This is a genomic window from Neolewinella maritima, assembly GCF_923081025.1.
In the GTDB taxonomy this organism is placed as follows: domain Bacteria; phylum Bacteroidota; class Bacteroidia; order Chitinophagales; family Saprospiraceae; genus Neolewinella; species Neolewinella maritima.
This window is the reverse complement of sequence record NZ_CAKLPZ010000001.1, coordinates 1,718,226-1,740,248: the sequence shown is the minus strand read 5'-3', so window position 1 is coordinate 1,740,248 and position 22,023 is coordinate 1,718,226. Positions and strand designations below refer to the sequence as shown.

Below are 22,023 nucleotides of genomic sequence, written 5' to 3'. Positions count from 1 at the left end.
GCTGCTTATCGGCCGCAAAGGTACGCCATAGGCCTCCCCTACCCTAACCCACTAGCTGCGCAAGAATTCTATACTACTACGGGCGCTGCCCAGCGCGTCCGGATGCCAGTTGTGGTCCTGCTCGTAGAAGCAGTGCTCGACGCCATACTCCTTACCCATCCGCATCAGTTGCGGAATATCCAGTCTGCCCGTGCCGAGCTCCGTAAAGGTGGCTGACGGCATGGATGCAATGGTTACGTGCTGGGGTACATCGTTGAGGTCCTTGACGTGTAGCAACCTCACCCGGTCACTGACCTGCTCCAGCACGCTCGCGGGATCCTGCCCGGCCAGACTTGCCCAGCCTAGGTCCAACTCGAAAGGGACCAGGGATCCGTCGAGCTCGGCCAGCAGCAGCTCCCAACCGATCGTGCCGTCTACCGGCTCCCACTCGAAGTTGTGGTTGTGGTAGGCCAGCGATAGGCCGGCCTTGCGCGCGGTAAGCCCGGCCTCGTTGATACCTTCAATGTGGCGCTTCCAGTCATCAGCCGATGTACGCTCCTCGGGTCGCAGATAGCCGAACACCACGTGAGATACACCACCTGCGTTCGCCTGCTCGAACACCTCATCCGTAGTGATAGGCGGCGTGTCCGGTACCAGATCCCACCGACCGGTGATAGCCGTCCACTGCATGAAACTGCTGTTAACCGATAGGCCCAGCTCATCGCAAATGGGCTTCAGGCGCGCAATGTCACGTGTATCCATTAGCTCTACCTGTCGGTAGCCCAGATCGGCTAGCGCACGCAGCGTAGTCGCGGGATCCTCCGCCATCTGTTCGCGTACGGTGTACAACTGGATGCCTAATGTATCTAGGTAAGGAATGGTATTGGATTCGCTCATTGCGGTAACGGGTGATGATTTGCCCTGCTCCCCGGCAGCACATCCGAGTAAACCAAGGCTGGCCGTAACGCAGACGGAGCGATAGATGAAGGAGCGGCGTGACTGTACCATTGGTCTTAATTTTTCACTAAGCTAAGGTCCTGCGACTGCACGATCCGGGCACCCGCCGTGCGCATTTCCGCGATGGCCCGTGCTACATCACCCGGAGCAAGTTCCACACCCCGCGTGGCATCTTCAATCAGAACGGTATCGAAGCCCTCCCGTAGCGCGTCCAAGACAGTATACTTCACGCAGTAGTCTGCAGCTAGACCCAGGACGTGAACTTCCGTCACCCCGCGCCCGCGCAGCCACTCGGCCAGACCGGTCGATTTACGGTGCCCGTTGTCGTAAAAGCCGGAGTAGCTGTCGATCGTCGGATCCGTACCCTTCCAGAATACTTTAGATACCCGGTCGGTGTCCAGCTGGTCTACAAACTCTGCACCCCAGCTGCCCTGCACGCAGTGAATAGGCCAGAGGACCTGCGACAGGCCGTGCAGATCGATGGTCTGCCCCGGTTTACGCCAGGGGTGGTTGGCGGCAAACGACCCGTGGTCAGCGGGATGCCAATCCTGAGTAGCGACCACCGTAGTATAGTGCGGCATAAGCCGATTCGCCAGTGGCACCACCCGATCGCCCTCCGGTACGGGGAGCATACCGGTAGGCATGAAGTCTACTTGAAGGTCTACTACGATCAGTGCAGTCATGGGAGGTGGATGGCTTGTGGCAAAGATAGCTTATATAATAAACTAAGCCAAGCAGATTACGTATTTCCCATGCATTGCATCCTGCGGCCCCGCCCCTACGGCTTACCTTGCGGGTGTGAAATTCAGCGACTATCCCCTCTCTCCTGCGCTCAAGCAGAGTATCGACCGGCAGGGCTGGCGCAGACCCACCGATATTCAGTACCGCGCTATCCGTCCGATCCTGGAGGATGAGGATATTCTGGCCATTGCGCAGACGGGTACGGGTAAGACGGCGGCCTTTGCGATCCCGATCCTGCAGAAGCTGCAGGAGCGCAAGGAAACGCAGTGGCGGGAAACTGGACTGGGGTGCCTGGTTATGGTGCCTACGCGAGAGCTAGCCCTGCAGCTGACCGAGGTGTTTACCGCGCTCGCCGATGGCACCGGCGTGAAGGTACTGGGACTAACCGGCGGTGTAGAGATCGAGCCACAGATCGCTCAACTTACGCGCGAGCTGGACGTGCTCATCACCACTCCCGGTAGGATGTACGACCTGCTGGGTCGCAAGGTGCTGCGGCTGGAACGGGTGGATATCCTGGTCCTCGACGAGGCGGATCTGATGCTAGACCTGGGCTTCATCGACGATATTCGTGGCGTGATCGGTCACCTGAAGCGCAAGCACCAAACCCTGTTCTTCTCGGCTACCATCGATGAGAAGATCAAAAAGCTGGCGTATTCACTAGTCCGCAATCCGATCCGCATTCAGATCTCTCCCAAAGATCCGGTGAGCAAGCAGGTCGATCATGCGGTGGTATTCATCGCTATGGACGATAAGCGCTTCTTTCTCGAGCGCTTTATCAAGGAAAATCCGGAGGCTAAACTGCTGGTCTTCACCCGTACCAGGGTCCGGGCCGAACGGGTGGTCAAGGCACTGCAGCGGGTAGAATTGACCGCTCTACTACTCCACGGGGAACTACAGCAGCGGGAGCGGGAAGACGCCCTGACCGCATTCCGCGCAGGTGACGAACGCGTGATGGTCGCTACGGACGTGAGCGCCCGCGGCATCGATATTGCGGACGTTACCCATGTGATCAACTACGACCTGCCCGAGCAGCCCGACTACTACGTACACCGGGTAGGACGCACCGGACGGGGAAAGCAGCGTGGCGTAGCCTACTCGTTTTGCGCCCCCAACGAAGTACCCCTGCTGCAGGCCATCGAGCAGTATACCGGCACCACCATCCGCATTGTAGACCTGAATCGCAGCCAGTACCGCGAGACCCTCACGCTCACTAAACTAGACCAGTTGGGATTGCAGGATCTGCTGGACGAAACCGAGGAGGTGATGCGTAAGAAAAAAGGCAGGAAGAAGGGAAAACTTTAACACTCCATCTACGAGGTATATAATTGGGCCCGGGTGCTAACAGTGTTAAAGGGAATCGGCACACACTGCGGTGCAGAATATAATTCGTTCGGCTAGGTAGATACATTAGCGATACAGAATACTATTCGTAGTAGCTGTTGCAACTGAGCTAGAATACCCCGACCTTTGCGGGCGATTTCAGACCCCTAGTTACAAACCCCTTTAGTATGACAAATCCACACATCCCCCGCCCTACTGGCAGCACGCTGCAGAATAGCCGGCTGAACCGCGCCATTGCGGCTGCGCAGCTGGGTAAACCCGATGGTCTACGGCTGGCAGCCCGTCGGTCGGCACTGCCCCGCGCGCGGCGTCAGGACGTAGCCACCGCAGTGATCGGTAGCCTACTCATCACGCTACTGGTACTGCTGCTAGCTTACTTATTCTAGCATCAACCGTCGAGACCATACGGGCGCGCTACTCCAGTAGCGTGCCCGTTTTTTATTTACCATAGTTGGTGTACCGCGGGTTTGATCATCTGACGGTAGATCTTATTCATACTCCGCAGCTGCGCTTCCGTGAGCGGCGCACGATCCACTGCCCCCACATTACTGCGGAGGTGCTCAACCTTCGAGGCACCAGGAATGATGCAGCTGACTTCCCCGAAGCTCAGGATCCACTGCAGCGCGATCGGCGCCAGGTTCTCTTCTCCGGGAAACAGCTCCTTCAGCTTTGCTACAGCCTGAAGTCCCAATTCATAATCAACCCCGCTAAAAGTCTCCCCGCGGTCGAAGGCCTCCCCCTCGCGGTTATACTGCCGGTGGTCACCCTCCCCGAAGGTAGACTGGGCAGAGAATTTCCCGGTCAGCAGTCCGCTAGCCAGCGGGACGCGTGCGATGACGCCAATATCGTGCTGTCGGACTAGGTCAAAAAACAGTTCCGAGGGCCGCTGCCGGAACAGGTTGAAAATGATCTGCACGGTAGCTACGTTCTCGTACTCCATCGCTTTGATCGCCTCTTCGACCTTCTCCACGCTTACGCCCAGGTGCTGTACTTTACCCTCCTCCCGCAGCCGCTCGAAGACTCCGAATAGCTCCGGCCGGTAGTATGCATCGGTGGGCATACAGTGTAACTGAATGAGGTCGATGCGTTCGATCTTCATGCGTTGCAGACTGTCCTCTACGTACTTCCGCAGGCCCTTGACGGTGTAGTTATCGGCGGTATGCGGCGCGATCTGCCGGCCGCACTTGGTGGCTACGTAGATATACTCCGAGCGGCTGCGCACCACGCGCCCGACCGCCTGCTCGCTCAGTCCGTCTGAGTACACGTCCGCGGTATCGATAAAATTTATGCCGCTATCGATGGCCTCGTTGAGGATGCGGTCGGCCTCCTTATCGCTAAAGGGGGCACCCCACGTTCCCCCAACCTGCCAGGTGCCGAGGCTCACCTCGCTCACTTTCCAGTCCGTCTTTCCTAATCTTCGGTACTTCATACTATTGTTTACCCCTTCCAACCGGGCGGCGGGGCGCAGGTGCATTGGTACGCCAGAAAAGCGCAAGGTGCAGCTGTCCTACGACGATGCGATCAGGCAAAGTCCAGTTCCAGGCGGCCCTCATCACGGCTTTCGAGCACCGACTCACCACCACGTAGGAAGGCATCCACCGCCCGGGCGCACTCCCGCCCCTCGGCGATAGCCCAGACGACCAGACTCTGACCGCGCCGCATATCACCGGCAGCATACACCTTGGGTACCGATGTCTGGTAGTTGTGCTCCGGATTAGCCGCTACGTTCTTCCGGCCATCCAGACCCACGCCAAGCTTTTGCAGTAACCCCTCGTGCTGCGGATGCATGAACCCGGCCGCGATGAGCAGCAGCTGACAGGGAAGCTCCCGTTCGGTGCCGGGTATTTTGACGAAAGTATTGCGACCGGTATGGTCGCGGCCCCAGCGAATATTGACGGTCCTGACGCCCTTCAGCTTGCCCGCCGCATCCTGCACAAACTCCTCGGTGAGCACCGCCCACTCGCGCTCGCACCCTTCCTCATGGCTGGTAGAGGTACGCAGCATCATGGGCCAATTCGGCCAGCTATCGGCGGAGCGCTCGTTGGGTGGCATCGGCATGATCTCGATCTGAGTGACCGAGCGCGCGCCGTGGCGATTGCTCGTCCCCACGCAGTCGGCACCGGTATCTCCTCCGCCGATTACGATCACATCCAGATCCTTGGCGTGAATTTCATAGGTATCGGAGAGATCGTCCCCGGCTACCCGCTTATTATTCTGCTCCAAGAACTGCATGGCGTAGTAGACACCCTGAGCCTCACGTCCCGGACTGGGGATGTCGCGCGGTACGGTAGACCCCCCGGCCAGTACTACGGCATCGTGGTCGCGCACCAGCTGCTTGGCGTCTACATTCTCACCTACGTTGGCATTGGTCCGAAACTTGATCCCCTCGGCCTCCATCAGATCGATACGCCGGTCGATGATCCACTTCTCCAGCTTGAAGTCCGGAATGCCGTAGCGGAGCAGGCCCCCGATCCGGGAGTTTCGTTCGTAGACCGTGACGGTATGCCCGGCCTTATTTAGTTGAGCAGCCGTGGCCAGTCCTGCGGGACCAGACCCAATGACAGCCACGGTTTTACCCGTCCGGCTTCCGGGCGGATTGGGCCGGGCGTAGCCGCGTTTGAAGGCTTCCTCAGCGATGGATTTCTCGATGTGTTCGATAGCGACCGGCGGGGCATTGATCCCCAGTACGCAGGCCGTCTCACAGGGCGCCGGGCAGATGCGTCCCGTGAACTCCGGAAAGTTGTTCGTACTACTGAGGATGTCGTAGGCTTCGCGCCAGTCTTCTTCGTACACCGCGTCGTTGAACTCCGGGATGATGTTACCCAGGGGGCATCCGCTGTGGCAGAAGGGCACGCCACAGTCCATACAGCGAGCAGCCTGAGTCACGGTGCGTTCCTCCGACATGGGCACGTACAGTTCCTGCCAGTCCGTTTTGCGCACCTCCACTGGGCGCTTCTCGGGAAGCTCCCGGTCATACTTCATAAACCCTTTAGGATCAGCCATGGTGTACTATATTTTACAAAATGGGGGTTAAACCAGGTCGGCAACTTTGACCTGCACATTGGGTTGCTCACCCTTTCGCTCTAGGGCCGCTTTGTAGTCCGTCGGCATCACCTTGACGAAGTGTGCCAGGTGATCCGGCCAGCTATTGAGCATGTCGAGGGCACGCTTCGAACTGGTGTAGGTGAAGTGATTGCGTACCATTTGCTGTAGTAGCTTCTGGTCGAAGTCAGTCAACTGTTCCAACTCCACCATCTCGGTGTTTAGTCGGGCGGCGAACGACTTGTCCGGATCGTATACATAGGCCATGCCACCGCTCATGCCGGCACCAAAGTTCTTGCCCGTTGTACCGAGTACGGTGACGACCCCGCCGGTCATATACTCGCAGCCGTGGTCGCCAAGGCCCTCCACTACGGCCTTGACGCCGGAGTTGCGCACGGCAAAGCGTTCTCCCGCCATCCCCTTGATGTAAGCCTCCCCGCCGGTAGCACCGTAGAAGGCTACGTTGCCGATGATGATGTTCTCGTGGGGATCGAAGGTGGACACCCGATCAGGCACTACGATCAGGCGCGCTCCCGACAGCCCCTTCCCGAAATAATCGTTGGCTTCCCCTTCGAGTAGGAACTCGATGCCCTTGGCGGCAAATGCACCGAAGCTCTGTCCGGCTGATCCCCGGAAGCGGAACTTGATGGCTCCGTCCGGTAGGCCCTCGCCGTGGAAACGCCGACTGATCTCGTTGCTGAGCATAGTACCCGTGCTCCGATCGGTGTTTTTGATGTCGAAAGAGCCGGTGATGGGTTCCATCTCTTCCAGCGCCAGCTTGGCGGTGGTGATAAGCCGGCGGTCGAGCACGTCCCCGATACCGTGATCCTGTTCCACGCGCTTGTATAGGCCTACGGACTCATCGGCTACTTCCTTGTACAGAATGGGACTGAGGTCGAGGCTCCGGTACTTCCAGTGTTCGACCTCGCTGTTCATCTTCAGGTGCTCTACCCGACCGACCATCTCATTGACCGTACGGAAACCCAGCTCGGCCATAATGGAACGCATATCCTCCGCCAGGAAGCGGAAGAAGTTGATGATGTGGTCCGGATCGCTATTGAAGCGCTTGCGCAGTTCGGGGTCCTGGGTAGCGATACCTACCGGACACGTATTGAGATGGCACTTGCGCATCATGATGCAGCCTTCCACGATCAGGGCAGCGGTAGCAACCCCGTACTCTTCCGCACCCAGCAAGGTGGCAATGACCAGGTCGCGACCGGTTCGAATCTGCCCGTCGGTTTGAAGGGTGACCCGGTCGCGCAGCTTATTCTTGACCAGCGTTTGGTGACTCTCGGCCAGACCAAGTTCCCAGGGCAGGCCCGCATGCCGGATCGAACTGAGGGGACTAGCTCCGGTACCCCCATCGTGGCCGCTAATGAGGATAGCATCGGCGTGTGCCTTGGCTACCCCGGAGGCGATGATACCTACACCTGCCTTAGACACCAGTTTGACATTGATGCGCGCCTGGCGGTTAGCGTTCTTGAGATCGAATATCAATTGGGCTAAATCCTCGATGCTATAGATGTCGTGGTGCGGGGGCGGAGAGATCAGTCCTACGCCGGGAGTAGAATTTCGTACCCGTCCGATCCAGTCATCCACTTTGTGTCCCGGCAGTTGACCGCCCTCGCCTGGTTTAGCCCCCTGTGCCATTTTAATTTGTAGCTCGTCGGCATTGGTCAGGTAGTGGCTGGTGACCCCAAAGCGGCCGGAAGCTACCTGTTTGATGGCCGAACGCATGTTGCGCCCCTGATCGTCTAGCTGGAAGCGTACCTCGTCCTCCCCCCCTTCGCCGGAATTGGACCGGGCGCCAATCTTGTTCATGGCGATGGCCAGCGTGGTGTGTGCTTCCCAGCTGATAGAGCCGAAGGACATTGCCCCGGTAGCAAACCGCTTCATGATCTCCTCGGCTGGCTCGACCTCCTCTATAGGTATCGACTCGGTTTTCCGAAACGTGAGTAGTCCACGGAGTGTCAGTGCCTTCTCGGTCTGTTTGTTGATCACGTCGCGGTACTTGCCGTATGCCTCCGCGTCATTCTTACGGGCTGCTACCTGTAGGTAGTGGATACTCTTAGGATTGAAGGTATGTGCCTCCCCCCGGCGCTTCCACTGGTAGATTCCGCCTACTTCCAGCTTAGGATTGGAGACATAACTCTTGGGGTATGCCAGTTGATGGCGTACGAGCGCTTCTTCGGCCAGACCGTCGTACCCTACCCCCTCGATCCGGCTGATGGAGCCACGGAAGCATTCATCGACTACCTTATGGTTGAGTCCCAGAATCTCGAAGATCTGTGCGCCCTGGTACGACTGCAGGGTGGAGATGCCGATTTTCGACATGATTTTTAGCAGGCCCTTACCTACCGCCTTACGATAGATCTTAATCACTTCCTTGAGTTCATAGCCCTCCGCATCAAAGATGTTGCGCGCGTGGAGGTCGGCCAGTGCAGCGTAGGCCATATAGGGATTGAGTGCACTGGCTCCGTAGCCGATCAGGGTAGCGACGTGATGGGTTTCGCGAATGTCGCCTCCCTCTACGACCACGCTGGTATTGGCCCGCAGTCCGTGTTCCACGAGGTGGTGGTGAACCGCCCCCATGGCCAGCAGACTCGGTACGGGTGCGTAGTGGCTGTCCGCATCCCGGTCGCTGAGCAGAAGAATATTGTAGCCACTGCGGACCATACTCTCCGCCTGCGCCTTGATGTGTTCCACGGCAGCGTGCAGACGGCCGGCCTGCCCATCGGCGGGGAACAGCATATTGATCACGCCGGCCCGAAAATCCGGGTGGTGAAGCTCGCGCAGTTTGGCCACCTCGTCATTGGAGAGGATCGGCGAATCGAGGTGGATGTAGGTCGCGTTCTTTGCCGTCGGCTGTAGAACGTTTTCCGAGCTACCCAGCATGGCGTAGAGCGACATCACACTACGCTCCCGAATGGGATCGATGGGCGGATTAGTTACCTGAGCGAACAGCTGCTTGAAGTAGTTAGCGATATGCTGGCTCTGCAGACTCAGTACCGCCAGGGGGGTATCACTACCCATCGACCCGATGGGATCCTTACCCTCTTTGATCATGGGTTCGAGCATCACCGTCAGGTCTTCCTTGGTGTAGCCAAACAGCTGCAGGCGCCGGAAGAGTGTCTTCTGGTCCATACTGATCTCCGGCTTACGCGACAGTGGCAGCTTCTTGATATCCTGTCGGTGGGCATCCAGCCATTCCCGGTACGGCAGCCGCTGGCAGATGACGGATTTAAGCTCTTCGTCTCCGATCACGCGGTGTTCCTGCAGATCTGCAACCAAGATTCGGCCAGGCTGCAACCGTCCTTTCTTGACCACCTTCCGCTGATCTACCTTCAGGGCGCCGGCTTCGGAGGCTACGATGAGCGTATTATCGTCAAGTAGGCAGTAGCGACTGGGTCGTAAGCCGTTGCGATCAAGCGTTGCGCCGACCAAGATGCCGTCGGTAAAGCAAATGGACGCCGGACCATCCCAGGGTTCCATCAGCGCCTTACTGTACTCGTAAAAGGCCTTCTTGTAGTCAGGCATATCCGCATCGTGCTGCCAGGCCTCGGGGATCATCATCATCAGGGCGTGCGGTATGCTGATCCCGTTCATCGTCAGGAACTCGAGCACATTATCGAAGTTGGCTGAGTCCGATAGGCTAGAGCCACAGACGGGGAAGATCATATTGAGCTCCTCCTCACTGAAGTGAGCCGTCTGGCGGATCAGGCTCTCCTTAGACCGCCACCAGTTGACGTTACCCTGTACGGTATTGATCTCTCCGTTATGGGCAATCATGCGGAAGGGCTGAGCCAGCTTCCACTTCGGTACCGTATTGGTAGAAAAGCGACTGTGCACCAGCGCGATGGCCGACGTGTAGTTTAGATCCTGCAGATCACCGTAAAAGCCCGGAAGCTGCCAGGTGGTGAGCTGTCCCTTATATACGATGGTCTTGTAGCTAAAGCTACATAGGTAAAACTGGTCGCGGGTCTCGGGATACGTCGTATGGATTCGGTGCGTGGCGAACTTGCGCAGCACGTAAAGCTTCCGCTCAAGATCCTTTGGGACCAGATCGGCGCGCGGGGCCACGAAGATCTGTTCCATGCGAGGCTGAGCACCTGCGCTTGTCGGCCCTACTTCGTCCGCATCGTTCGGGTTCTTGCGGTAAGTGATCACGTCGAAGCCCAACTCGTCGCAGTAGTCTTCGAACAGGAAGCGGCAACGTTGGCTGAGTTCCTTTTCGGCGGGAAGAAATAACTGCCCCACGCCATACTTACCGAAGGCGGGAAGTTCCTTACCCATCTCGGACAGCTTGCGCCGAAAGAACTCGTCCGGTATTTGCGTAAGGATACCCGCCCCATCTCCGGAGTTGGGTTCACAGCCACAGGCGCCACGGTGCTCCATATTAGCCAGCATCTGCAGCGCATCCGAGACCACCTTGTGGGTTGGAGTACCTTCTAGATTTGCGATGAAGCCAGTCCCACAGGCATCTGACTCCAGGTGAGGCGTGTAGAGTCCCGGGCTACGGGGTGTAGTATGTTGATACTGCATCGGACGATAGATTAACTTCCGGACTAAACCATGGCCTGTCCGGGCCTTCAAGGTAGCACACCGAAGCTGGGCCTCCAATGTTCCACGGCGCTAAAATCTGGTTGTATTGCGCAGTGCGGCGTACGCAACTACAATTGCTACCGTCAATTTCAGAATTATTTATTCTGCAACAGATCAAATTCAACGATTATAATTTTACTAACAATCGTTTACGTAATATTTACGCTGTACGGCATTTTCATGCTACTAAAGTTATCGCAAAAATTATTTGTCTGTACACGGATCATACGGTGTGTTTACCGGCTCCAATACTATGTTCCACGGAGAGATTCCCCCGGTACGTGTAGGGTACACATGTGGTAGCACCTCCTTACCTTTACTGCATGCCCAGTCCGACCTACATCGAGCCCGCTGCCCTGACTGACGTAGCGGAGTTTCACCACACCTTCCGCCTTCCGGTCGTAGATTCTCCTACCCTTCCGCCCGCTGATCGGGCGCGTCTGCGGGTCAATCTGCTACAGGAAGAGCTGGATGAGCTAAAAGCTGCTATTGAAGGCGACGATCTGGTGGAAGCAGCCGATGCCCTGGCCGATCTTCAGTATGTACTTAGTGGAGCCGTCCTCGAATTCGGCCTCGCTGACCGCTTCGCCCGTCTGTTCGGGGAGGTACACCGCTCGAACATGAGTAAGACCTGTGCCACCCGCGAAGAGGCCGAGGCCACCCTAGCGTATTATCGGCAACTAGACCAGGAGGGCCGCGTGGAAGCCACGGGGGAAGGCAGTTACCTGGTGTACCGGGTGAGTGACAATAAGGTGCTCAAGAACGTCCATTATTCACCGGCCGATCTGGCCAGCCAACTCGGATAAATGCAGGATACGTTTCGGCACCGGGGACAACGTAAACGGCTGATCGACCGACTGCGACAGACCAATGAGTTTGACGCGCGCGTACTGACGGTGATGGCTAACCTGCCACGTCACGTCTTTTTAGATAGCAGTTTTGTGGACTGGGCTTACCGCGACGAGGCTTTTCCTATCGACTGTGAGCAAACCATCTCCCAACCATCAACCGTAGCGTGGCAAACTACTGCACTGCAGGTGCTGCCCCGCCAAAAGATCTTGGAGATTGGTACGGGGTCTGGCTATCAGGCGGCGGTACTTTCACTGCTCGGCGGACGTGTGTTTACCGTCGAACGTCACAAGCTGCTATACCAGAAAGCAAAACTGACCCTCAAGAAACTGCGCCTCGATCGGGGCATACGCTTTTACCTCCGCGATGGTGCCCGGGGTGTGCCGGAGATGGCTCCGTTTAGTCGAATTCTGGTCACTGCGGGCGCAGCCCAGGTACCACAAGCGTTGGTCGATCAGCTCGAGGTAGGCGGTATACTGGTCATCCCCATCGGCGGGGAAGAGGAAGTTCAGCAGCTGCTACGCATCACTAAAGTGGCCGTGGGTAAGACCACCGAGGAGGAACTGGGAAGCTGCCGCTTTGTGCCTTTCCGCGAGGGCCTAGCCTAATCGATCTGCCGTAAATGAACCGGGTGCTCTCCCGTAAGTAGCACGGCATCCTGCGGGCGCGCCTACTGGATAGTTTGTCTTTTTATGGCTGCTGCGTACCAGGTAGTACAGGGTCGTTGGTCACGTTGCCCTGAACGATGTCACGGGTATTCCCCGAATTAGCCACCGGAGTGAGCTCACCGAACACGGTCTGGACAACACTAGCCACCGCTGGTGCGCTATTGGCCGCACGGATGACGGTCCAAGAAGCCGGCACTCCCCCGATGTGGTCGGCCCCACCCAGGTAAAGCATAATCACGCTTTCCTGAGTGTACAGCGCGCGGTACCAGGCGGAAGCGGACCTGGGGGCATCACCATCCACCACAAGCAGGGTCGGACGTGCGGATGCAGCCGCGAGCGCAGGTACGATGCGGTGATCGTAGGCGATGGGCTGAACCTGACCGTAGCGACCGGCGATCTCGATCAGGCGTACCGGCCTACGGTCGGGATGGTGGATGATGCGAATCTGGGTTTGCCGTACCTCGGCGGCGGTGTCGATGGGCGGAGGTACCGGAGTATCCCTATGATCGGTAGCTGCGGACAGGGGGAAGGCTGCAACAGTGCATAAATAGAGGATAATCCCAAGTGTACTACATCGGCTCATGCAGTGAAAACGGTGGAGTGTGTCCTGCATTATGTCAGCCGATAACGGTAACACTACCTTACGCCGGCAGCGGCCGTGTGTGCCCAACCTACCACCCGAAGAACGAACAAATGGATACTGCCTGGACACTTCTGCCCCCCCTACTACTCGGGCTCGCTATTGGTGCGCTAGTCATCTGGATGTATTTGCGGGCGGCGCAGGAGCAGCAACTGGCGGCGGTCAACGAGCGGAACGCCGTCCTCGCCGCGTCGGAGGAACACCTACGATCAGAGGTAGTAAAACTTCAATCTCACCTAGAGCAAGCACGGCAGGAGCACGCTGCCATGTCCCAGACCGAACAAGCCATACGGGTAGAATTAGGGGGTGGGAAGGCTAGCCTTGCCGCGCAAGCTGATCTAATTAGGGATCTCCGTAGTGCGCTAGCGGGCAGTCAGGATACCGTGGAACAACTACGCCACGACCTAGCCGACGTGCGGGTGGCGCTGCACCGGAGTACGGCGGTAAACGATGCACTCCGCGAACGTCTGGACCGTGAGGCCACCGAGATCAAACGGCTACAGCAGGTATCCGAGGCGCACTTCGAGCGCACGGCCGAACGCTTACTGGACGAGAAGGGCAAGCGGATGACGGAGCAAAACTCGGCGCAGCTTACTACGCTGATCACTCCGCTCCGCGAGCGTATACAGCTGTTCGAGCAGCAAATTGGCGAGCGGTTCACCGAACAGACCCGCGACGCGGTGAGCCTGCGGCAGGAGATCGTAGGTCTTAGCAAACTGAACACCCAGCTCAGTGCGGATGCTAATAACCTGGCCGGAGCCCTGCGGGGTAATACCAAGATGCAGGGGGATTGGGGTGAATGGCAACTTCAACGCTTACTCGAAGCCAGCGGACTACAGGACGGTATTCACTTTAGCACGCAGGTCAGTTACGGGGACGAAGACGGACGGCAAAAGCGGCCTGACTGTATCATTAATCTTCCCGAGAATAAGCACTTGGTGGTGGACAGCAAGGTATCGCTAGTAGCCTACGAACGCTACTGTGCCTGTGATGATAATGACCTTAACTCGCGTCGTGGACACGCGGCCGACCACATCCGGAGTCTGCGTCAACACGTTTCAGACCTGGCGGGTAAAAACTATACGCGACTGCACCAACTGAACACCCCGGACTTTCTCTTTCTGTTCGTCCCACTAGAGCCCGCGTACGGACTAGCGTTGAGTACCGACCAGTCGCTATTCAACGAAGCGCTCAATCGGAACGTGGTCATCGTGACCCCCACTACCCTACTGTCCACCTTACGCACGGTCAGCTACCTCTGGAAGCAGGACGACCAGAAGCGCAACGTGCGTCACATTGCCCGGCAGAGTGGTCTGCTCTACGACTCGCTGGTTGGCTTCGTACGCGACCTCGAGGGTATCGGTACGCGACTGGATCAGGCACAGCAGTCATATCGCGATGCCTTCAGAAAGTTATCGACGGGTGGCAAACCAGGGGCTACAATCCTGGGCCGTGCCGAAAAAATTCGCAAACTTGGCGCCAGCGCGAAGAAGCGCCTCGATCCCAGCTTACTGGAGGAAGAGTAACACAACTCAAGCAGATCATGCAAAAACAAGTAGCGGACGCCCGCGCCGCCCTGGAGGGTTTACGGAGCGGAATGACCCTGATGCTGGGCGGCTTCGGCCTCTGCGGTATTCCCGAAAACTGTATCACAGCGCTCGCTGAGAGCGATATCAATGCGCTCACCTGCATATCCAACAATGCTGGCGTAGACGACTTCGGTCTCGGCCTTCTCCTACACAGCCGGCAGATCCGCAAGATGATCGCCAGCTACGTAGGGGAAAACGCGGAGTTTGAGCGTCAGATGCTGGACGGCTCGCTGGAGGTGGACCTGATCCCACAGGGCAGTCTGGCCGAACGCTGTCGTGCTGGTGGTGCCGGAATCCCAGCCTTCTTCACCCCCGCCGGCTACGGCACGGAGGTAGGTGAAGGAAAGGAGGTCCGCTCGTTCGATGGCAAGCCGCACATCTTAGAGCATGCGCTGACGGCGGACTTCGCCCTGGTCAAGGCATGGCGTGGGGATACTGACGGTAACCTGATCTATAAGGGTACAGCCCGCAATTTTAACCCCGTCATGGCCATGGCCGGCCGCATCACGGTGGCCGAAGTAGAGGAGCTCGTGCCTGCCGGCACCTTAGATCCAAATATGATTCATACTCCGGGAGTATTCGTGCAGCGGATCTTCCAGGGCAGCCGGTATGAGAAACGCATTGAACAACGTACAACCCGCCCCCATGCTAGATAAAACAGGTATTGCACGCCGTATCTCACAGGAACTCGAGGACGGCTGGTACGTCAACTTAGGTATCGGCATCCCAACGCTGGTGGCCAACTTCGTCCCCCAGGGCATCGAGGTAACCTTCCAGTCCGAGAATGGTATATTGGGGATGGGCCCCTTCCCCTTCGAGGGCGAAGAGGATGCCGACCTGATCAATGCCGGTAAGCAGACGATCACTGCCCTACCGGGAGCGTCGATCTTTGACAGTGCGACCAGCTTTGCGATGATCCGTGGACAGCACGTACAGCTCACTGTACTGGGCGCGATGGAGGTTTCCGATACCGGCGACATCGCCAACTGGAAGATTCCTGGCAAGCTGGTCAAGGGGATGGGCGGAGCAATGGACTTGGTCGCTTCGGCCGAGAACATCATCGTAGCAATGATGCACACCAACCGGGCGGGCGAGTCTAAGCTGCTGTCACAGTGCAGTCTGCCGCTGACCGGTGTGAACTGCGTCAAGAAAATCGTGACCAATCTAGCCGTATTGGAGGTGACTCCCGATGCTGGTTTTCGCCTATTGGAGCGGGCTCCTGGTGTACGTGTTGCCGATATTCAGGCAGCAACGGCCGGTCGCCTCATTATTCCCGATCACGTACCCGAAATGCAGCTCGGCTAGTGCGGCTTGCAGTCATACCAGCACGCTACGCCAGTAGCCGCTTTCCCGGTAAGCCACTGGCTGATCTCGGAGGGTGCAGCCTGATCGAGCGGGTGTACACGGCAGTGACATCCACCGGACTGTTCGATACCGTAGTAGTTGCCACCGATGATGAGCGTATTGTAGACGTCGTGGAGCAGTTCGGCGGTTCGGTAGTCATGACGTCCCCCTCCCATCCCTCCGGGACGGATCGGGTAGCTGAGGCTAGCCGCTTCTACCCTGCTGCACGCATCGTGGTCAACGTACAGGGTGACGAGCCCTTCGTACGCAAAGAAGAGCTGCAGCAGTTATTGGCTGCATTCGATGATGAAGCTGTAGCAATCGCAACACTGGCTACAGTAATCAGTGAGGAATCACAGCTACTCTCACCCAACGTGGTCAAGGTCGTACGCGACAGCCGCGGTGGGGCCCTATACTTCAGTCGACACGCAATCCCATTTCTACGAGATGTACCGCTGGGACGGTGGATACAGGAAGGCAAGCACCTGCAGCATATCGGCGTATACGCATACCGCGCGGATGTACTACAGTCCCTCACGAAGCTCGCGCCAGCGGCGCTGGAAACGGACGAATCGCTCGAACAACTACGGTGGCTAAACGCCGGATACCGTATTCACGTCAGCCTTACCGATCACCCCGCTATCGGGATCGATACTCCCGCTGATCTGGAGGCCGCACTGCGCATGCTATCCTAAGACCGTACGGCTGGATACGATGCCTGGTGTAGTAGTTTTCGAGGAATACTACGGTCGTGGAAGTAGTTACGCAGGGTGAATTCAGATGAGGTGAAGGCGATCTCATCCCAGGGCACGTTTTCTTCGGTAAAGAGTTGTGCATCAAGGCTTTCCTCCCCTACTCCGAAGCGACCTTCTATCAGATGACCTACGTATTGAAGGTAGACCTGATTGATCCGCTCGATGTCGTAGAGTGTGATCAGATAATCCAGCCTCACTTCCGCTAGGGCTTCTTCCTGAACTTCGCGCTTCGCGCCGGCGCGGACGGACTCTCCGTTCTCAAGGTATCCACTCGGTACGTTCCAAAGGCCGTAGGCCGGCTCGATGGCGCGTCGGCAGAGTAGAACTTTGTCCTCCCAAACGGGCAGGCACCCCGTCACCACCTTGGGGTTGCGGTAATGAATCGTCTGACAGGCCTCACATACATGACGCTGGTGCGTATCTCCCGCAGGCTGCTGGTAGCTGAGATCGGCGGAGCCACAATTGGAGCAGAAGTTCATAGCGGGTAAAGGTAGGGATAATGCAAAACGCCCCGCTACCAGGAGGTAGCGAGGCGTTGTTTAGTGTGAACTATCAGCTAGTCCTAGTAGCCAGGATTCTGGGTCAGGTTCCGGTTAGCGTTCAGCTGTGGCTGAGGGATTGGGAAGAGCTTAGCAGTCTCGGGTGTTTGCCCCTTGGCGAACCAGGGAGAGGTGAACTCACCGAAGCGAATCAGGTCCTGACGGCGGGTGATCTCGAAGAAGAACTCACGGCCCCGCTCTGCGAGCATATCGTCCAGGCTCATATTATCGTCCATGTCTTCCAGCCCGGCGCGTTCGCGGACCATATTGACGAGCATGGAGAAACCACCGGTACCCTGCCGCTGCATAGCTTCGGCTTTGTTCATCAGCACCTCGGAGTAGCGAATGATGGGGAAGTCATTGCGGATCGTGTTAGGCGAACCGATCTCGTAGCCGAACTTGAATACACGGGCGCCGGCCTGGCGGTATGCATTGGGCTCCAGCGTATTGATTTCGGGGGTAAATACTAGCTCGACTCCACCGGGATCGTCAGCCGATCCGTCGATGATTGGCGTCTCGCCGTCCTGGGCGTACTGTGGTCCGGCAAGGAAGTTACCGCGTACCTGCTGGTTGCCGTACTCACCTTTGCGGAGGTCACCGTCTTCGTAGCTGTCGTAGAACTCCTGCTGCGTACAGTAGCCGTTCCAGGGCTGATCCTGTAGGTCGAAGGTCGCCTGACTTGCGTAGTGCAGGGTCATCTGTGGGATATTGAATCCAGCTGCTACGGAAGGCTCATCGTAGGGAATTACCCACATGTTCTCCGACGTTCCGCGCAGACCGTTGTCGTTGCCCGGATCGAAGTTCTCGAAGTAGTCTTCCGTTAGGCTAAACTCTCCACTATTGATAACCTCGTCAGCAGCAGCTTCCGCTTCTGCGTAGCGGGGACTGCCGGTCATCACCTCTGCATTCAGCAGAAAGCGACTGGCGAGTGCGCGGTTAACGTAGTAGTTGATCTTACCGTAGCTGGCCGAACCGGTTTCCCGGCCTAGGTCGCCCGCTGCAGCATCGAGCTCAGAGATGACGAAGTTGTAAATCTCAGCGCGTGGCGTGGCGTTGGGTTCCTGGTTCGTAGCGTCGGAGTCTTCCGTGATCAGGGGTACGTCGCCGAAAGCGTCCGTAAGCTGGTAATAGAAGTACGCCCGCAGGGTACGCAGTTCAGCAACCCGGGGAGCCTTCTGATCTTCGGGTAGGTCCGAGTTGTTGATCAGCGCGATGACCAGATTAGCCTTCAGTGCGCCACGGTAGAGAAAACTCCAGGCGCCGTTGAACTGATTATCCTGAGCGTCGAAGGTCTGTTGGTGCGTACGCAGCCAAATACCTCCATCGAACCAGTCCGATCCGCGCTGTGGGATCAGCAATTCGTCCGAAGAGATCTCCATGATGGACATGTATCCACCGTGGTTCATCATACCGTATAGATCGGTATAGACAGACAGGTAAGAGGAGACGATGTCATCGTTGGAGGCCGGGAAGTTTGCCGGCGTCAGAGTAGAGAAAATTTCCGGCTCCAGATCCGTACAGGACTGGGTAGGAACGAGTAGCGCGCTTGCGAGAAGCACCCCACCGATTCGAGTAAATAGTTTTTTGTACATAATGATATATAGTTAGTAAGGAGAGGCGTCGACCGAGGCCGAGCCTCTCCGTCACTTAGTATGATTGGGTACTGTTAAAATCCAACCGCGATACCAAAGGTTGCGGTGCGGGTGCGGAAGAATGTATTCCGGCGGTCAATACCGGGCGCCAGGGCGTTCGGGTTGAGCGGATCTACCGTATCGGTGAAGCGAACGTTAGGATCAACGCCAGAGTAACCGGTAATGTAGAACAGGTTCTGTCCGGCAACGTAGGCGCGCAGTGTGCGGAAGCCGCTGTTGCCACCCAGACGGAACGTGTAGCCCAGCTGCGCATTGTCAAGGGCCAGGAAGCTGGCATCCTCTACGAACGTCTGGTTCAGACGGGGAGCTGAGATGATACTCTCGTTCAGGTCGGTGGTGATGATGTTATCGATCGGACGACTTACTGCATTACCCAGCTGGCTGTAGAAGTTGCGGGGTAGGTTCACCAGGTCATGACCGAAATCACCACGCAGGAAGAAGCTGAAGTCGACGTCGCCGTAGCGGAAGCTGTTAGCCAGACCGAGGCTGAAATCAGGCAGGCCATTACCCACCCGTACCCGGTCGTCGTTGTTGATCACACCGTCGGCCGCATCGAAGATGCCGTCGCCGTCCGTGTCCACATTGAGCGCCTCTACATATACGTAGCGACCTTCCTGACTGGAAGCTTCTTCGTCGATGATGAGGGTGTAGATGCCACCGAACTCCGTACCGATCTCGACACGGGTGATGGGGAAACCATTCTGACCGGGGGCTCCGGGAACAGTGGAATTAATGTCCACACCGTTACCATCGCCGAAGTTAAAGTCAGCTACTTCATCGTTCTGCTTGATCTCCGTGCTAAACGTACTGAAGGTCAGTTGAGGATCCCAGATGAATTTGTCACCCGAGGCTACGGAGTAACCCAGCGATAGCTCTACACCCGTGTTGATCAGGTCAACGTTGTTCAGATTCGCTAGTACGGAGTTGAACAGGAAGGGCGGTGTGGGCAGCTGCGTATTGAATAGCAGGTCCGAAGTCTGACGCACGTAGAAATCTAATGCACCATTGAGGCGGTAGTCCAAAAACGCGAAGTCAAGTCCAGCATTGAATTCGCCCTTCTTCTCAAACCGCAGGTTGGGGTTACCATTGGTCTGGGGAGCAACGGTGGGTAGGTAGGAGCCATTCACTGGGAACAGCGCACCGACTGCAGGAGCGAACTGCTGCAGGTAGTCGATGTCACCAGATGGCAGCGTTCCCGTGATACCGTAACCTACGCGGAACTTCAGTTCATTAGGTCCACCATCGAGAGCGAGGGCGTCGACTAAGTCGGCGCTAGCAGAAATGGCGGGGAATACATCCCACTTGTTATTGGGAGCGTTCCGGCTGGTACCGTCGCGGCGCACCGATGCGGTAATGTTGTACGCCGAGCCAATGCCCAGACGAGCGCGACCGAAAAAGCCTATGACTTTGTAGCCACTCTGGTTACTGGCCAAATTGGCTTGTCCGGTAGAAATATCATTCAGCTCGTTGAGGCGGTTGAATCCGAATACATCGGAGACAAGGCCGCTACCACCCGTGCTAAAATTTTGGAAGTTGTACTCCTGCCAGGAGTAACCGGCGAGTAGTTCCAGGCTATTGTTGCCCAGATCCAGGTCGTAGGTCGATGTCACCTCGAAAAGTTCGTTTCTGTTGTCGTCCGCACGGCGACTAGCGTTGCCCAGGCGACTGGCAGATCCACCGGCACCGCCGTTGGCCAGGCTAGTGCGGCTGCCGAAGAAGCCACCGGTGATATTTGTCCGCTGACGGCTGTAGTTGACATTCAGTACCCAGTCGTCGGTGATATCGTAACCCGTACGGAAAGAGTAGAGGATATCGGTACGTTGCTCTTCATTCGTCTGCTGTTCGGCGATGGAGACGGGGTTAATGTAATCGAAGTTCTCCACCTGGAAGTACCCGCCGTAGACGGCATTAGCGCGGTCGGCGATTTCTGTTGGCACGTTGAAGCCTGCATCATCTACACGGATAGGTGCGGTAGGATTATAGGTTGTGGCGAACTTGAAAACGTTGGAGTCAAAAAACTGCGTCTTGCGATCCGTGGTAGTGATGTCTACCCCGATGGACAGGCGATCGTTGAGTGCCTTCTGCGTTACGCTGAGGCGGCCGTTCAGTTGCTGGAAGCCATCGTTGATGAAGCCGATACCCTGGATGTCGCGGTAGTTGACCGAGGCGCGGTATGTGGTAGCACCCGAACCACCGGAGTAGCTGAGGTTGTGTACGTGGCTGATGCCGGTACGGGTCACTTCGTCAACCCAGTCCGTGTCGCCGCCGTAATCGTTTGCGGCACGCACGCCTTCCGAGGTAGGTAGATCCTGTGCATCGGGGTTCTGCGCGCGGTTCAGATCAGCAGCCCGGCCGATCAGGCGCAGGTACTCGTTGCGGTCGGCCAGTTCCGGGGACTTACCTACTGATTCAGCAGACACGTAGCCACGGTAGTCAAGTTGACCTTCACCTTCACGACCACGCTTGGTGGTAATGATGATTACGCCGGCAGAAGCCTGGATACCATAAATGGCAGCAGCTGAACCGTCCTTCAGTACGTTGACCGATTCGATGTCGTTGGGGTCCACCGTACGCAGGTCAGCGCCTACCACACCATCGATGATGATGAGGGGGGAGGTGTTACCACCGAAACTGGAAAGTCCGCGAAGACGGATGTTAGCTCCACCGTTGACGTCGCCGCCTACTTTGGAGATCGTCAGACCGGCTACCTTACCCTGAATGAGCTGGGTGGGGTCGTTGATGTTACCCGCGTTGAAGTTTTCTTCGCTGATGGTCGTTACGGCACTGGTGACTTCGCGCTGCGTAACGGTACCGTAACCCACTACGACTACTTCGTCCAGCAGTTCCCCGGAGGTAAGTTGCAGGTCGACAGTTGTCTGGCCGGTAAACGGTACTACAGTAGTGGCATAGCCGGTGTAGGATACGGTCAGCGATTCGGCATCAGCCGGTACGTTGAGCGTAAAGTTGCCGTCGAAATCGGTGACCGTACCCGTAGAGGTACCCGTCACCAGGATGCTGGCGCCGATGAGGGGGTCGCCGCTATCTCCGTCCGTAATGGTGCCGCTCACACTGGTCTGCGCTACGGCAGCTGAGGTGGTAAACAGTACCAGGAGCAGGAAGAGGCACCCGCGGTAGGCATGGTGTAAATTAAGCTTCATACTAAAGGTTATATATGTGAATGATAGTGCGGTGGGAGCACAGTAGCTCCGTACGGACCGGATGGCCCGTGAGTCGTTATCCATGGATTGGCGAACCCTAGGGTCCGGGGAAACGCAGTTCAAAACGCGTAGGGAGTTACATGATCGAATAAAGGGGTTGCTTAGAA

17 protein-coding genes are annotated in these 22,023 nt (G+C 57.2%); 8 read left to right on the top strand and 9 right to left on the bottom strand.

Annotated features, from left to right (window positions below):
- Window positions 1-51: 51 nt before the first annotated feature.
- Window positions 52-987 (bottom strand): sugar phosphate isomerase/epimerase family protein, encoded by a 936-nt coding sequence (locus tag MJQ68_RS07250; RefSeq protein WP_238750364.1) that lies wholly within the window; start codon window positions 985-987, stop codon window positions 52-54.
- 5 nt (window positions 988-992) lie between these two features.
- Complete coding sequence (gene pncA / locus MJQ68_RS07245) at window positions 993-1,619, bottom strand: bifunctional nicotinamidase/pyrazinamidase (RefSeq protein WP_238750363.1); 627 nt, start codon at window positions 1,617-1,619, stop codon at window positions 993-995.
- A 115-nt stretch (window positions 1,620-1,734) separates the two neighbouring features.
- Here pncA and MJQ68_RS07240 point away from each other — a divergent pair, with 115 nt between their 5' ends.
- Window positions 1,735-2,979: a DEAD/DEAH box helicase gene (locus MJQ68_RS07240; RefSeq protein ID WP_238750362.1), complete on the top strand. Its 1,245-nt coding sequence runs from the start codon at window positions 1,735-1,737 to the stop codon at window positions 2,977-2,979.
- A 206-nt stretch (window positions 2,980-3,185) separates the two neighbouring features.
- Window positions 3,186-3,404: a hypothetical protein gene (locus MJQ68_RS07235; protein WP_238750361.1), complete on the top strand. Its 219-nt coding sequence runs from the start codon at window positions 3,186-3,188 to the stop codon at window positions 3,402-3,404.
- A 56-nt stretch (window positions 3,405-3,460) separates the two neighbouring features.
- Here MJQ68_RS07235 and MJQ68_RS07230 read toward each other — a convergent pair whose 3' ends face one another.
- From MJQ68_RS07230 to gltB, 3 genes are all read right to left on the bottom strand, one after another.
- Entirely contained in the window at window positions 3,461-4,447 is a 987-nt protein-coding gene (locus tag MJQ68_RS07230) for an aldo/keto reductase (RefSeq protein WP_238750360.1), read from the bottom strand.
- A 92-nt stretch (window positions 4,448-4,539) separates the two neighbouring features.
- The gene (locus tag MJQ68_RS07225) at window positions 4,540-6,021 is read right to left on the bottom strand and encodes a glutamate synthase subunit beta (RefSeq protein WP_238750359.1); all 1,482 of its coding nucleotides are present in this window, start codon (window positions 6,019-6,021) and stop codon (window positions 4,540-4,542) included.
- 27 nt (window positions 6,022-6,048) lie between these two features.
- Window positions 6,049-10,602 (bottom strand): glutamate synthase large subunit, encoded by a 4,554-nt coding sequence (gene gltB / locus MJQ68_RS07220; protein ID WP_238750358.1) that lies wholly within the window; start codon window positions 10,600-10,602, stop codon window positions 6,049-6,051.
- A 383-nt stretch (window positions 10,603-10,985) separates the two neighbouring features.
- On the opposite strand from gltB, the gene MJQ68_RS07215 reads away from it, so the two are divergent.
- Together MJQ68_RS07215 and MJQ68_RS07210 are read left to right on the top strand one after the other, a co-directional pair.
- Window positions 10,986-11,468: a nucleoside triphosphate pyrophosphohydrolase family protein gene (locus tag MJQ68_RS07215; RefSeq protein ID WP_238750357.1), complete on the top strand. Its 483-nt coding sequence runs from the start codon at window positions 10,986-10,988 to the stop codon at window positions 11,466-11,468.
- Window positions 11,469-12,119: a protein-L-isoaspartate(D-aspartate) O-methyltransferase gene (locus MJQ68_RS07210; RefSeq protein ID WP_238750356.1), complete on the top strand. Its 651-nt coding sequence runs from the start codon at window positions 11,469-11,471 to the stop codon at window positions 12,117-12,119.
- 82 nt (window positions 12,120-12,201) lie between these two features.
- Here MJQ68_RS07210 and MJQ68_RS07205 read toward each other — a convergent pair whose 3' ends face one another.
- Window positions 12,202-12,762: a hypothetical protein gene (locus MJQ68_RS07205; protein WP_238750355.1), complete on the bottom strand. Its 561-nt coding sequence runs from the start codon at window positions 12,760-12,762 to the stop codon at window positions 12,202-12,204.
- Window positions 12,763-12,872: 110 nt separating this feature from the next.
- On the opposite strand from MJQ68_RS07205, the gene rmuC reads away from it, so the two are divergent.
- From rmuC to kdsB, 4 genes are read left to right on the top strand one after another with little or no spacing between them, the layout of a single operon-like run.
- A complete protein-coding gene (gene rmuC, locus MJQ68_RS07200) occupies window positions 12,873-14,345 on the top strand; it encodes a DNA recombination protein RmuC (protein ID WP_238750354.1) in 1,473 nt (490 codons plus the stop codon).
- 17 nt (window positions 14,346-14,362) lie between these two features.
- Window positions 14,363-15,064 carry a CoA transferase subunit A gene (locus MJQ68_RS07195; RefSeq protein ID WP_238750353.1) on the top strand — a complete coding sequence of 234 codons (702 nt, stop codon included), beginning with the start codon at window positions 14,363-14,365 and terminating at the stop codon, window positions 15,062-15,064.
- Window positions 15,054-15,713, top strand: a complete 660-nt coding sequence (locus MJQ68_RS07190; RefSeq protein ID WP_238750352.1) for a 3-oxoacid CoA-transferase subunit B — start codon at window positions 15,054-15,056, stop codon at window positions 15,711-15,713. The genes MJQ68_RS07195 and MJQ68_RS07190 overlap by 11 nt, the downstream gene beginning before the upstream one ends.
- Window positions 15,713-16,447 (top strand): 3-deoxy-manno-octulosonate cytidylyltransferase, encoded by a 735-nt coding sequence (kdsB, locus tag MJQ68_RS07185; protein ID WP_238750351.1) that lies wholly within the window; start codon window positions 15,713-15,715, stop codon window positions 16,445-16,447. The genes MJQ68_RS07190 and kdsB overlap by 1 nt, the downstream gene beginning before the upstream one ends.
- On the opposite strand, the gene MJQ68_RS07180 is transcribed toward kdsB, so the two are convergent.
- From MJQ68_RS07180 to MJQ68_RS07170, 3 genes are all read right to left on the bottom strand, one after another.
- Window positions 16,444-16,986: an NUDIX hydrolase gene (locus MJQ68_RS07180; RefSeq protein ID WP_238750350.1), complete on the bottom strand. Its 543-nt coding sequence runs from the start codon at window positions 16,984-16,986 to the stop codon at window positions 16,444-16,446. The two genes, kdsB and MJQ68_RS07180, sit on opposite strands and share 4 nt — an antisense overlap.
- 83 nt (window positions 16,987-17,069) lie before the next feature.
- Window positions 17,070-18,638, bottom strand: coding sequence for a RagB/SusD family nutrient uptake outer membrane protein (locus MJQ68_RS07175; RefSeq protein WP_238750349.1), 1,569 nt, complete (start codon window positions 18,636-18,638; stop codon window positions 17,070-17,072).
- A gap of 74 nt (window positions 18,639-18,712) precedes the next feature.
- Window positions 18,713-21,856, bottom strand: coding sequence for a SusC/RagA family TonB-linked outer membrane protein (locus MJQ68_RS07170; RefSeq protein ID WP_238750348.1), 3,144 nt, complete (start codon window positions 21,854-21,856; stop codon window positions 18,713-18,715).
- Between the last annotated feature and the right edge of the window lie 167 nt (window positions 21,857-22,023).